Origin of the sequence: Flavonifractor hominis, from assembly GCF_040095835.1 — a bacterium.
Classification (GTDB): domain Bacteria; phylum Bacillota; class Clostridia; order Oscillospirales; family Oscillospiraceae; genus Flavonifractor; species Flavonifractor hominis.
The window spans coordinates 63,996-77,449 of sequence record NZ_JBBMFT010000003.1; the positions used below are offsets into that span (position 1 = coordinate 63,996).

Genomic DNA, 13,454 nt, shown 5'->3' on the forward strand with positions numbered 1-13,454 from the left:
AAAGAAAAAGCGGCAAGGAGGAAATGAGTTATGAGATGTTTTCGCGGTGTAAGGTTGCAACGGCTGCTTTCCGGTGTGTTGGCGGTATCCATGCTTTCCGGCTTAACGATGGTAAGGGCAGCTGAACCGGTCAAAGAGATGTCATTCTCTGCACCATCAGAGGAAGAATCCTTGGTGTTGGTTGATGAGAGTATGACAGCAGGGACAAAACGTGATATCGTACTGGAGTATACGCTTCCGGTAACTATGGAACAACGTATGTCGCTTTTTGGTACGTTTACGCTCACTTTGCCAGAAGGAATTACTGCAGATGAGCATGACCAGATCAACGTGGCGGGGCGGGGGGATGTCTCTCTTTCTCAGCAGGCCCTGGAGAACAGTGCGGATGGTGCATACGACTATTCAGGTGAAGACTACGGTTATGCACAGATTGATATCAGCGCGGATGGAAGAACCATTACATATGCAAATGCCGATTTTCGTCCTAATAATGGGGTAGATGTGGTTATTACACTAAAGGATAAGGAAGTACCGGCTCAATCAGTTCCCTTTGAGGTATCGTTTGAGAGTGGTGATCTTTTTTATACAGATACCTGTGAATTACAAGTAAAGGATGTTATTACAGACTTTGCACGAGATGTGGATGAGAATACGTACAGTGATTTTACCAGCGCAAGCTTCACTTACACTGCACAGGAGGGAATGGAACCTGTATTCTGGCTGCGCCGGGATGGCGGAGCATGGGAAGAGGCAGAAAATGCGGTTGTTGATAATGGTACTGCAACGATTTCGGGACTTGCTCCTGAGGTACACTATGAGTGTAAACTGGTGACCGATGCCGGGGACTCCAACATACTGCCATTTTACAGCGGAACGTTCAATGTTTTGGATTATGGAGCTGCTGGTGACGGAGTTACGGACGATTCTGATGCCATTGACGCGGCGATCCGTGCCGCAAATGCACAGGGCGGGGGCCTAGTGGCATTTCCTGCGGGGCATACTTATGCCAGTAATACCATTCATTTACTGAGCAATGTGCATCTCTATTTGGATGAAGGTGTAGTGCTCAAAGCGCTGGGTGAGTTGGATGAAGTGGAACCAATCAACGAGCCGTTTTCGAATGGACAGGATTTTGGTCACAGTCATTTTCATGCCGCACTTTTCTGGGCGGAACGACAGGAAAATATTGCGGTGGAATGTAACAATGCCACCATTACCGGAAACCAAAATTTAGTAACCGGGGATATTGAGCAGCCTGGCATGGGAGACAAGACCTTCTCGTTTAAGCTTTGCAAGGATATTACAGTTAAGGGTACCAGTAAAGAGGCGCCGTTGACCTTCCTGGATTATGGACACTTTGCTTTTATTGCCACTGGCTGCGACAATGTCACTGTTGAAAACATCTATGTGGGAGATTTGGAGAACCAGCGGGATGTGGTCAACTTTATGCAGTGCAACAACACCACTGCAAAAAATGTAAAAGTGCTTAAGTGCTCCAATGATATCATTAAGCTGGGCTCGGACTATTCTTTGGGATTTGTACGCAATGTGTCGGGCACTTACGTTGAGAATATCTATGCCGACTATATTGGCGGTGGAAATGTATTTCAGCTGGGTTCTGAAACCTTTGGAGATTTCAGTGATCTGACCATTAAAAATGTTACCATTACCCAGAATGCAGATAAGGCCGGTCTGGGATTTTGTGTCAACGACGGTGGTTCGGTGCGGAACGTCACCATTGAAAATGTGAATTTGGCTAATTGCTCCGGAGGTATTACATTGATGGCTTCCGACCGTCAGGGCCGTGTACCGGATGCAATGGTTAAGGCGGGGACAATCGACAATGTTACCATTAAAAATGCTACGCTGAAACATAATCAGGGAAATTCGGGCGCTATTCCGGTTATCATCAGTGGATTTCAGGCACACCGTACCATTAACGATATGGTAGAGGGCACGATTTATCCCTTGACCAACATCACATTTGAAAATGTCAGCATTGAGGCATCCGGAGACTATGCCCAGACGCTGGAACACGCCGACAGTGAAATTGCTAATGTCGGCGCCGGAGGATGCTATCGTCCTTCTTCCTATCCAAACGCAAAAACGTTACCCGCCTATGCACTTTTGATTACCAAAGTGGATGGAATGACGATTGATGGCGGTTCGTTGACGTATGAGGACACTCAGAATAACAATCGCTATGCCCTTGTATTGGATAATGCTCAGAACATTTCTGTGTCCAATATGAATATGATGCTTGGACAGGCCGTTGGAAATGTTATTGATGTACGGGGCGAAAGTTCCTATACGTTTAACCAAATTCGAATGCTTCCATTCACTGCTGACAGCATGCCGGAGCAGATCTTCAGCGTGGAGGCAGTTGCCACCCAGACGCGGACAGGCTATCCCAATCATTCTGAGCAGAATGATGTGAAACTGGCACGTACAAAGCTGGCTCCGGATACAACCAAACTGGACGACAATCAGCGTACCATTTCCGTATTGGAAGGTACGACGGGACAGCAACTGGCAGATCAGCTTACCAGTCTGAAGGGACGTTTCGTTTATAAAATACAAGATCAGCAGGGACAGGATAAAGAAGTGAATGATGTCCTTAAGATCGGTGATCAAATGGTAGTTACTGCGCCCGATGGCACAGAGAAGGTATACTCCATTGTGGAAAATGAGGAAAACGGCGGTGAAGGCTCGGGCGGTAGTGATACCGGCGATACCGATACCACCACCCCGCCGGTAGTCATCGTGCGGCCGGCCTTCAACGACATTGCCAACCAGTGGTACACCGACGCGGCCAACTATGTGGGCCGCAACGGCATCATGAGCGGCGTGGGCGGCGGCCGGTTTGATCCCAACGGCTTCTCCAGCCGGGCGATGGTGGCTCAGGTCATCTACAACATGGAGGGCAGCCCCGCTACGGCCGGTGTGTCTGGCTTCACCGACGTGCTGGCCGGCCAGTGGTACACCGACGCGGTGACCTGGAATGTGTCTGCCAAGATCGTCAGCGGCTACGGCAACGGTCTGTTCGGCACCAACGACAATGTGACCCGCGAGCAGCTGGTGGTTCTGCTGTACCGCTACGCCCAGTATAAGGGCTACGGTACCTCCGCCTCCGGTAGCCTGGCCGCCTTTGTGGACAGCGCCAGCGTCTCCGATTGGGCTACCCAGGCCATGAGCTGGGCCGTGGCAAACGGCATCATCAACGGCAAGGACGGCGCCCGCCTGGATCCTCAGGGTACCGCTACCCGCGCTGAGATGGCCAAGATCCTGATGACGTTCTGCCAGGATATCGCGCAGTAACCAGACACTTCCAGAACAACGGGCCCACGTCAACTGACGTGGGCCCGTTGCATTGCTGGTAAAATAAGTTTTCGGCGATTTCACCAAAAAAAATTAAAAAAGATATTGAAAAGGGCGAAAGGAGTCGGTATAATAGAAAAGAAAATCAGTTATATAAGGATCCTGAGAGAGGGAATCAATGAAGGAGGCTGTCACCATGTCCAGCAGAGTGTTTCAAAGCGTTGTCTTACAGATGAAAGACAGCACGGAAAGAGCCATCGGTGTGATCGATTCCGAGGGAACGGTGGTGGCATGCAATGAGCTCGCCTGCATTGGGGAGCACTGGCCCGGCGCCGTAGAAGCGGTCAATCGTGCAGAAGAGAATCTGGTTCGCTTTGAAGGGCGTACATTTAAGGCACTCGCAGGTTGGGGTGCCCAGTTTGATTATGCTGTTTTTGCCAAGGGAGAGGACAGCGAGGCCAGTATGGTCTGTTCCATGGCTGCGGTGGCCCTGAATGGCGCTAAGATCTATTATGAAGAAAAGCATGACAAGGCCACTTTTGTTAAGAACATTATCTCCGATAATATTCTGCTGGGGGACATCTATGTCCGGGCCAAGGAGCTGCACTTTGTCTCTGAGGTGCCCCGTGCCGTATTTTTGATCCGTCAGGTGGAGGCCACGGATCCTGCACTGATTGATGTGGTGCAGGCAATGTTCCCGGACAAGCAGACGGATTTCGTCCTGTCCATCAGTGAGAACGATGTGGCACTCATCAAGCAGCTGTCCGAGGGCTCCGAGACCCGGGACCTCTACAAGATCGCCAAGCAGATTGAGGAAAAGATCACGGAAGAGCTCCATCTGCGGGTGGTCATCGGCATCGGCACCATTGTAAACCATATCCGGGAGCTGGCCCGGGCCTACAAGGAAGCGGGGATTGCCATCGATGTGGGCCGGGTATTTGATACGGAGAAGAGCATTATCAACTATGAGAATCTGGGAATCGGGCGTCTGATCTACCAGTTGCCCACCACTCTGTGTGAGATGTTCCTGCAGGAAGTATTTAAAAAGAACCCCATTGACGCGCTGGATCAGGAGACCCTGTTTACCATCAATAAGTTCTTTGAAAATAACCTCAACGTATCTGAAACGGCCCGTAAGCTCTTTGTCCACCGCAATACCTTGGTGTATCGGCTGGAGAAGATCAAGAAGCTCACCGGCCTGGACCTGCGGGAATTTGACGATGCCATCACCTTCAAGGTGGCACTGATGGTCAAAAAGTATCTGATCTCCCGGGGAATCGATAACTAAACACAAAGATGCAAGGGACGCCGGAGACGGCGTCCCTTGCGGTAATGGGTATTTCTTTCGAATACGATAGATGAGGTAATCTGGTGTGATACGTCTAATCGACATCCAAAAGTCCTATGACAACGGGACCAAGGCCCTGAAAGGGATAAACCTGCGCATAGACGATGGGGAATTTGTCTTCTTGGTGGGACCGTCCGGATCTGGAAAATCCACAATTCTCAAGCTGATCACAGCGGAAATCGCGCCTTCGGGCGGGCGGCTCATGGTCAATGGCTATAACTTGAATAATATCCGTCCGCGGCAAGTGCCTTATATGCGCCGCACCTTGGGCGTGATCTTTCAGGATTTCCGCCTGATTGAGAAAAAAAGCGTACAGGACAACCTGATTTTTGCTATGCGCGCAGTTGGAGCCTCAAACCGGGAGATCCGCAAAAGAGTGCCTTATGTGCTGGATCTGGTGGGGCTGGATCAGAAGGGAGACCGGATGCCCAACCAACTTTCTGGTGGTGAGCAGCAGCGTGTAGCCATTGCCCGGGCACTGGTAAACAATCCTCAGATGATCATTGCCGACGAACCTACGGGCAATCTGGACCCTATGCGTTCGCTGGAGATCATGATGCTGTTGGAGCGCATCAACGAACTGGGGACCACAGTACTGGTGGTGACCCATGAAAAGGAACTGGTCAACCGCTTTTCCAAGCGGGTAGTGGCCATCGAAAACGGCAGGATTATCAGTGACGAAACGGGCGGGTATTACGACGATGAAACAACGATATGATTTTGGCTATTTTATCTCCGAAGGAGCCCGCAGCATCTTTACCCATGGTTTTATGTCATTTGCTGCAGTCTGTATGATCGTGTGTTGCCTGCTTATCATGGGTTCCTTTACCCTGGTGGCGGTGAATGCGGAAAACATGCTGGGCAACCTGGAGAAAGAAAACGAATTTACCGCTTTTATTGATGAGAGCTATACCCAGGAAGAGGCACGGGCGCTGCAGAGCGTGCTTGAGGCGGTGCCCAATGTGTCCTCGGCGGTGTTTGAGACCAAGGAGAGCGCTCAGGCGGACTTTTCTTCTGACAAAGCGGATAATGAGCTGTTTGAAGGACTTCCTTCCACTGTTTTTCGGGACCGGTTCCATATCTATATGGACGATATCAGCCAGATGGAGCAGACGGTGCAGGCGGTGGAACAGGTGCCTGGTGTGGCCAAGGTGACTGCCGCGCCCGAGGTAGCGGAGGGCTTTGTGGTGGTGCGAAACATCGCTGGAACGGTGGCGGTCATCCTGGTGGTGATTTTGTTGCTGGTCAGCCTGTTTATCATTGCCAATACCATCAAATTGGCCACCTTCAACCGCCGGGAGGAGATCGCCATCATGAAGATGTGCGGTGCCACCAATTCTTTTGTGCGCTGGCCCTTTGTGTTTGAAGGACTGATTCTGGGGCTGGTAGGTGCGGTGGTAGCCTTCTTTTTGGAATGGGGCGTATATACCTTGGTGGGAGAGGCAATCGCAACCTCCGATACCATTGCGCTGATTACGGTTTTGCCTTTCCAGCCCATGGCCCTGCGGGTACTGGGGGTATTTGCCCTGACCGGATTTCTGATCGGTACGGGCGGATCGCTTCTGGCCATTCGAAAGTTCCTGCAGGTCTGATGGAGAGAAGTACATATGATGAAGGAAGGCATGGCCTGTTGGAGTGGGGACTCCGGCCTTCTTTTGCAAGCAGTATTTCTGTGTGGAGCATTTGCAGATAGGGTTATCGCTATATACAGCATTTTCAACGGCGTGAGTCTGGTACCGTCGCAGATGATCTAAGCGATGTGCCGACGCGAAAAAAGGAGTTGCAACGTGGCAAAACATCGGAAAAAACAACCGGGGAAACAGCATATCGAGTGGCGGCGGGTCCTGATGGGCGTTTTGGCGGCAGTTATGGCCGTGCTGTTGTTGCTGCCTATGGTCAGTATGATCGCTACAGGGGCTGGCGCAGTGACGCAAAGTGAGATCGACGCGCTGAAAAAGGAACAGCAGGAGAGCCAGGCCAAGCAGGAGGAGCTGAAGGATCAGCTGGCCGCGGTGAAAGAGGATCAGGCGGCGGCCCAACAGAAGCGCCAGCTTCTGGTTCAGCAGCTGGACGCCATCAATGCCGAGATTGCCAACATTGATGCACAGATTTCCTATTACGATGGGGAGATCGCCCAAAAAGAAGTGGAACGGGCAGAGGCAGAAGCAAAAGAACAGGCCCAGTATGAGCTGTTTTGCCAGCGGGTGCGGGCCATGGAGGAAGACGGAAATGTCTCCTATTGGTCCATCCTGTTCAATGCCAATAGCTTTTCCGATATGCTGGATAAGTTGGCGGACATCGATGCTATCATGGAATACGACAACCAGGTAATGAATGAGCTGGTGGCCGCCCGGGAGGAGCTGGAGCGGCTCCAGGCGGAACTGGAGAGTGCCCGGGCAGAGGAGCAGGCGGCCAAGGAGCAGCAGGAAGCCAAGAAAGCCGAACAGCAGCAGAAGGTGGCCGAGGCTCAGGCTCTGCTGGAGCAGATCAACGCCAATGTGGAGGAGGTCAACCGCCAGCTGGATGAGGAGAGTGCAGCAGCCGCGGAGATCCAGTCGGAGATTACCAAAAAGCAGAAACAACTGGAGGAACAGCGCAAGCAGAACAACATCACCATCACTTCTGAGAGCGGGTACCTTTGGCCTCTGCCGGGCTGTTACCGATTGACATCCCAGTTTGGCTACCGCATTCATCCTATTACCGGCCAGGCCCACAGCCACACCGGTATCGATATTCCGGCATCCGCTGGCACGCCTATTCTGGCGGCCAAGAGCGGACAGGTAGTCACCTCGGCCTATCACTATTCCTACGGCAATTATGTTGTGATTGACCATGGAAATGGCAACTCTACCCTGTACGCTCACATGAGTTCCAGGGCGGTGAGTGAAGGGGAGATGGTGTCCCAGGGCCAGGTCATCGGCTATGTGGGTACCACCGGCAGCTCCACGGGTAACCACCTCCATCTGGAGGTGCGGGAAAACTACATCCGCGTGGACCCTGAGAGCAAATATACCAATCTGCCGTTGGTAGATCCCTGGTAAACGGATTCGGTACGCGGGCGGAGGCTGCAGCCTCCGCCCGCGTTTTGTTTAGAGAAAGGACTTGATGACCCATGCGAAACAAACGCTTTTCTGCCCTTCATCTGCTCCTGGCGGTGGTGGTTACTCTGGTGGTGACCGCCGGCGGCGGACTGTTGCTCCTGCGGGCTGTGCTGGGAGAGGAAGGTGCCTCACTGATTGAGGCCTTTGTACGCATCCGTACACAGTTTGTGGGAGAATATGATGAGACGGAGGTGGTGGATTCCGCGTTGGAGGGTATGGTAGACGGTCTGGGTGACCGGTGGAGCCACTATCTGACCCAGGAGGAGTATCAGGAGCAGAACCAGCGGCGGCAAAACCGGTATGTAGGTATCGGCGTGACTGTGAGCTATGAGCGGGAGGAAGGCCTGCTTATCACCGAGGTGACCGCCGGAGGTCCGGCGGAGGCGGCTGGATTACAGCCCGGTGAGCTTATTACCGCTGTGGACGGGAGCAGCCTGGCGGGAGAGGGACGCTATGACGGACCGGAACTCATCCAGGGCGAGGCGGGTACCACGGTGGAGCTTACCGTGCAGGATTCCGCCGGAAATGTGCGCACCGTGAAGGTAGAACGGGCTGACCTGGAGACCGATCCGGTGGAGAGCGAAATGCTGGAGGGAAATGTGGGCTATGTCCACCTGCTCAATTTTTATGATAACAGCGCTGACCGTCTGGAGGAGGCGGTGACTGAGCTGATGGACCAGGGAGCCGAAGCGCTGGTGTTCGATATGCGGGACAACGGCGGCGGTTATCTCCATGAGCTCACCGATATGCTGGACTTCCTGCTGCCGGAAGGACCTATCTTCATCACCCGGGACAAGGCAGGCCATGAGGAGATCACCAATTCCGATGCTTCCTGCGTGGAGCTGCCCATGGTGGTACTGGTCAACGCTGACACCTATTCCGCCGCCGAGTTCTTTGCCGCCGAACTCCAGGAGCAGGGTGTGGCTCAGATCGTGGGTGAGCCAACCAGCGGCAAGGGGTATTCTCAGCAGACCTTTGCCCTGCCGCACGGGGGAGCGATATCGATCTCCACCGCCGCTTACTTTACCGGCAACGGTACTTCCCTCATCGGTACCGGCCTGACGTTGGACCAGGAGGTCTATCAGACCGGCGAAGGCGACACCCAGTTGGAGGCTGCGTTGAAATTGCTGGAGCCTTGATGGAAAAAATGCTTGACTGTCAAGCAACTTTATGCCTTATATTTGAGGTATAAGGAGGCGAGTGGGATGACCGTCAAGGAACTGGAAGCCAGACTTGGTATGACCCGGGCCAACATCCGCTTTTACGAGCAGGAGGGTTTTTTGTCTCCGGAACGGGGCGCAAACAACTACCGCATCTACTCCGAGGCTGACATAGAGACGCTGAAAAAGATCAAGCTCCTGCGCCAGCTGGGCCTGTCTCTGGATACCATCAAAAAGGTGCAGCAGGGGGAGCTGGAGCTGGATACCGCCCTGGCCATGCAGCAGCGCGCTCTGGAGGAGCAGCGCGCTGAGCTGGAGTGGGCTGGTCGGGTGTGTGCCGCGATGCGGGATGATAAAGCGGAGTATACCACCCTGGATGCCCAAAAGTATCTGAATACGCTGGATCGTCCGGCGGAAGGGGAGGGATATTTCAGCCTGAAGAAGGACAGCGCGCCCATGGTGGCCTATCCTTGGCGCAGACTCTTTGCCCGGTGGCTGGATGTTTTCCTTTACAGCGTTTTGTGGTCAGCCTTCGGCACGCTGGTACTGCGGTTTAACCCACCGGACAACTTGATTTTTACTCTTTTGGGGATCTACCTGAATTACGTCACCATGTTGGTGGTGGAGCCTCTGCTGCTGTCTACCTGGGGCTATACCCCAGGCAAGTGGATCTTCGGCCTTCAGGTCAAGGACACGTACGGCGGGAAGATCTACTGGACCACCGCCATGACCCGCACCTGGCAGGTCTTTGCCAAAGGTATGGGATACGGCATTCCTTTTTATAATCTTTATCGTTATTATAAGAGCTACCGAGCCTGTTCCGATTGTGAGACTCTGCCCTGGGAGGAAGAATGTGGCTATGCCATTAAGGACACGAAAGCGCTGCGATGTGTGGGGTGTGCAGGGGCGGCGGCAGCCTTGTTTGGCCTGGCGGTTCTGACAATGGCCCAGGCGCAGATGCCGCGTCACCGTGGGATGCTTACTGCCGAGCAGTATGTAGCCAATGTAAACGACCTGTACCGCTACATCACCCGGAGCTCCGATCAGACTATGGATGAGAACGGTCACTGGGAGGAGCAGGGCAATGTATTCCATCTGGATGGGCTGGGATATGGCGACCCAGACCATCAGCTTACCCTGGACGAGAACGGGAAGGTTACCGCTGTGACCTTGGCCAAGGACCTGACGGGCGAGCCGATAATCGCAGACAGCATCTTTCAGAAGCAGCTGGCGGCGCTCTCCTTTGCAGCGGCAGTGGGGGACTACAACTGCATCAGTTGGCTGGAAAGCGGGGTGTTGACCGCCATCTCGGAGAGGGGCTTTGGGAACTACACCATCCAGGCCGGAGATGTGACCATTACACAGGCCGTACATCAGGAGGGGTATCAGGATGCGGGAGACTGGTTGTTTGCCGACGACAGCGTTCCGGAAGACCAGCTGCGGTATCAGATGGAATTCACCATGACCCTTCGATCAGAATAGAACAAGCAGAAGCGGCGGATCACTCCGCCGCTTCTTTTGCGTCCAGGGGGACAGTCTGCTTTCCCTTGGCCAGCAAAAATCCGCTGGTAAGGGCGGTAAAGGGGGCCACAGTAACCAGTCCGAAGGAACCTACCACGGTGTGGATGATTTCAGAGGCCACATATTTATAATTGAGAATATTGTCGATCGGCGTTCCCTGGGCCATAAACACCATAAGCAGGGCCACATAGCCGCCGGAATAGGCCAGTAGCAGGGTAGTGGTCATGGTTCCCATGGCGGCACGCCCCACGTTCATGCCCGAGCGGGCGGCTTCCCAGCGGGAGATATCCGGGCGTTTTTCCACCACCTCGTGGACAGCCGAGCAGATATCCACGCTCAGGTCCATCACCGCGCCGGAAGCACCAATAAAAATGGAGGCCATGAAGATCTGGGTCAGGTTCAGGTGCTGATAGCCGGCGTAGAGCAGGCTCTCGGAGTAAGACATTACGGCTCCGTGAATTTGAAACAGATCGGTAAAGAGAATGCCAAGTACACAGGTCACCAGTATACCCAGACAGGAGCCGGATACCGCCGCGGCACACCGCCGGTCAAACCCATACACCAGCGCAATGATAAGTACAGTGAGAAAGAGCGTGAGAATGAGCCCCACCCAGATGGGATTGTATCCCTTTAGATAGAGAGGAACCATGACCTTCCACAGCGTGAGCACCGTCAGTACGAAGGAGGCGATGGCCCGCACCCCGGTGCGTCCGGCGAAGAGAATCAGAAACAATGCAAAGAGCGCGGCCAACACCGCTTCCCAGCCCAGCCGGTAGTGGTCGGACATGGTGACATTGGTGATTGTGTCTCCGTTGTGGCTCACTACGACCAGAGCCTTATCGCCGGGGGTGAAAAGCTTGTCCTGTTCCAGGGAGCCGTTGAGCATATTGATACCGGTGACGGTCTGTCCGGCAAAGGCTCCGTCCAGCAGCTCCAGGGTGCAGCGCTGCTCGCCGGAGCGTACCAGACCGGTGTCGATAATGGAGGAATCATCGGTTTCCGTCACTAAGGCGGTACAGCGTTCCGCTTCCTGATAGACCAGCGCACCCTCAAATCCGGTGGGCAGCAGGAGCAGAGCGAGGATAGCCAGCAGACATACCGCCACCGGTGCATGGTAACGCAGAGCTGCGGGGGTCAGGTGTCGTTTCATGGTTGGGAACTCCTTTTGACAGAGATGAGATTTACATATGCCCGTACCCCGCCCAAAGGGGCGGGGTACGGGTGCGGATCCGATACAGGGGAGCGGGCCGATCAGGCCACATTCAGCATGGAGGCCAGTTTGTTGTAAACTTCGGTGTTATCGTAGTAGCCGTTGAACTGCTCGGCGTTGACACCGTGAGCCAGTACGGCAACAGGCAGTCCGGTGTGGCTGTAGGAGGTGAAGGAGATACCGGACTTGTTGTTGATGATATGGGTCAGGGTGACGCTCAGGGGTTCATAAGTACCATACATCACATACTCCTGCTGCTCATCCATGCCGGTAGCGGTCTCGTTGACGCTCTTTTCATAGGCGGTTTTGAGCAGGCTCAGTTCATAGGGGGTAAGCACCAGCTTGTCGTCCTCGGCACCTTCGGTCTTCAGGCCAAACAGTTCCGTGACGTCAGCCATCACATCTTCAAAGGAAGTTTTGTTCTCTTTATAGGCGGCCACATAATCGCTGTCAAACTTGGCGAAGGAGATCTTCTGGTTTTCCAACAGGTTCAGATAGGTGTCATAGTCAGTACCGGCAAAGCCGATAGTCAGACCGCCGGTCTCGTGGTCGCCGGTGACCAGGATCAGAGTCTCGTCAGCGTGCTCCTTGGCGAAGTCGATGGCCACCTGTACCGCGTCGGCCAGAGCCTGGGTGTCGTGAATGGTGGAGGCGGCGTCGTTGGCGTGGCAGGCCCAGTCGATCTTGCCACCCTCGCACATCATAAAGAAGCCATCTTCATCCTGCTCCAGGACCTCGATGCCTTTGGCCACGTGGTCGGCCAGGGACCACATCTCGTCGGTACGGTCCAGCTCATAGGCCATGGCATCGCCGTCGGCCAGGTGCTCGTCAATGATGATGACGGGACCTTCGGTGACCTGCTCGGCCTCAGCCTGAGTCTTGACCACGTTATAGCCGGCCTGTTCAGCCAGGGCGTACAGGTCCTCCTGGTCGCCATCGGGACCGGTGGGCTTGAGCAGACCACCACCGGAGAAATACTCAAAACCGGATTCCACCAGCTCCAGGCCAATCTCGTAGTAGTCGTTGCGGCTCGCCTGATGGGCGTAGAAGGCGGCGGGAGTGGCATGGTTGAGGTTAACGGAGGAGATGACGCCTACACTCATGCCCAGCTGTTCGTGGACTTTTTCGGCAATGGTCTCATAAGCGGTGGTGCCGGTTTCATCCATGTTGATGGTGCCGGAATAGGTCTTGTGGCCGGTGGACAGTGAAGTGGCGGTAGAGGCGGAATCAGGGCAGAAGCTGTTGGAGTCATAGGTAACAGCGGAGCCGGCTGCCTCGAAATTCATGAAGTTCAGATACTCGGGGCCATCCAGGATGGCGCCGCCGTTATCATCCAGACTGGGTTCGGCCTGCCAGTAATCCGCATCGTTCAGCGCGCCCAGGAAATCAGACGTGGACTGGATCTGCGGATAGCTCATACCGTCGCCGATGAAAAGAAACACATATTTGGGGGATTTCACCGTTTCGCTGGAGAGAGACTGGACTTCCGCAGCGGGAGTAGGGGTGGGGTCCGGGGTGGCCGCAGTGGATCCAGAGCAGGCTGCCAGAGTGCTGCCAAAGCTCAGTGCAGCCAGGGTGAGGGCCAGGGGACGCTTCCAATTCATGCTTAATTCCTCCAAAATTTTGTTGATAACGCGGTTGGACGGATACATGATATCCGACCAGCCGGATCGCCGCTATCAGGGATGTGTAAAAAATCGCAAAAGGCTGGTAAGCCTGTGTAAAGAAGCATGTTACTGGGAATTCCGGCGTGTTTGCAAGCATAACCGCCTGGGCGCGGCATATTCTGAGAGCGA

The 13,454-nt window shown here is 54.1% G+C and carries 9 protein-coding genes; 7 read left to right on the forward strand and 2 right to left on the reverse strand.

Annotation, left to right across the window (positions count from 1 at the left end):
- Nucleotides 1-30 precede the first annotated feature (30 nt).
- The 7 genes from WMO45_RS06255 (at nt 31) to WMO45_RS06285 (ending at nt 10,409) form a co-directional block, all read left to right on the forward strand.
- On the forward strand, nt 31-3,318 hold the full coding sequence (locus WMO45_RS06255) for an S-layer homology domain-containing protein (RefSeq protein ID WP_349139702.1): 3,288 nt from the start codon (nt 31-33) through the stop codon (nt 3,316-3,318).
- Between the two features lie 196 nt (nt 3,319-3,514).
- Complete coding sequence (locus WMO45_RS06260; RefSeq protein ID WP_349139703.1) at nt 3,515-4,606, forward strand: PucR family transcriptional regulator; 1,092 nt, start codon at nt 3,515-3,517, stop codon at nt 4,604-4,606.
- 85 nt (nt 4,607-4,691) lie between these two features.
- Nucleotides 4,692-5,384: a cell division ATP-binding protein FtsE gene (gene ftsE / locus WMO45_RS06265; protein WP_349139704.1), complete on the forward strand. Its 693-nt coding sequence runs from the start codon at nt 4,692-4,694 to the stop codon at nt 5,382-5,384.
- On the forward strand, nt 5,368-6,258 hold the full coding sequence (gene ftsX / locus WMO45_RS06270) for a permease-like cell division protein FtsX (RefSeq protein ID WP_349139705.1): 891 nt from the start codon (nt 5,368-5,370) through the stop codon (nt 6,256-6,258). Before ftsE ends, ftsX begins: the two co-directional genes overlap by 17 nt.
- A gap of 195 nt (nt 6,259-6,453) precedes the next feature.
- Nucleotides 6,454-7,707 carry a murein hydrolase activator EnvC family protein gene (locus WMO45_RS06275; RefSeq protein WP_349139706.1) on the forward strand — a complete coding sequence of 418 codons (1,254 nt, stop codon included), beginning with the start codon at nt 6,454-6,456 and terminating at the stop codon, nt 7,705-7,707.
- A gap of 71 nt (nt 7,708-7,778) precedes the next feature.
- Entirely contained in the window at nt 7,779-8,906 is a 1,128-nt protein-coding gene (locus WMO45_RS06280) for a S41 family peptidase (RefSeq protein ID WP_349139707.1), read from the forward strand.
- 66 nt (nt 8,907-8,972) lie between these two features.
- On the forward strand, nt 8,973-10,409 hold the full coding sequence (locus WMO45_RS06285) for a MerR family transcriptional regulator (RefSeq protein WP_349139708.1): 1,437 nt from the start codon (nt 8,973-8,975) through the stop codon (nt 10,407-10,409).
- A gap of 19 nt (nt 10,410-10,428) precedes the next feature.
- Here WMO45_RS06285 and WMO45_RS06290 read toward each other — a convergent pair whose 3' ends face one another.
- On the reverse strand, nt 10,429-11,598 hold the full coding sequence (locus WMO45_RS06290) for a YibE/F family protein (RefSeq protein ID WP_349139709.1): 1,170 nt from the start codon (nt 11,596-11,598) through the stop codon (nt 10,429-10,431).
- Between the two features lie 101 nt (nt 11,599-11,699).
- Entirely contained in the window at nt 11,700-13,262 is a 1,563-nt protein-coding gene (locus tag WMO45_RS06295) for an alkaline phosphatase (RefSeq protein ID WP_349139710.1), read from the reverse strand.
- Nucleotides 13,263-13,454: the final 192 nt, after the last annotated feature.

Bases quoted from the DNA above. Each gene is read 5' to 3' on its own strand.
- WMO45_RS06255 (WP_349139702.1), top strand. From the start codon at position 31: ATGAGATGTTTTCGCGGTGTAAGGTTGCAACGGCTGCTTTCCGGTGTG.
- WMO45_RS06260 (WP_349139703.1), top strand. From the start codon at position 3,515: ATGTCCAGCAGAGTGTTTCAAAGCGTTGTCTTACAGATGAAAGACAGC.
- ftsX (WP_349139705.1), top strand. From the start codon at position 5,368: ATGAAACAACGATATGATTTTGGCTATTTTATCTCCGAAGGAGCCCGC.
- WMO45_RS06280 (WP_349139707.1), top strand. From the start codon at position 7,779: ATGCGAAACAAACGCTTTTCTGCCCTTCATCTGCTCCTGGCGGTGGTG.
- WMO45_RS06285 (WP_349139708.1), top strand. From the start codon at position 8,973: ATGACCGTCAAGGAACTGGAAGCCAGACTTGGTATGACCCGGGCCAAC.
- WMO45_RS06290 (WP_349139709.1), bottom strand. From the start codon at position 11,598: ATGAAACGACACCTGACCCCCGCAGCTCTGCGTTACCATGCACCGGTG.
- WMO45_RS06295 (WP_349139710.1), bottom strand. From the start codon at position 13,262: ATGAATTGGAAGCGTCCCCTGGCCCTCACCCTGGCTGCACTGAGCTTT.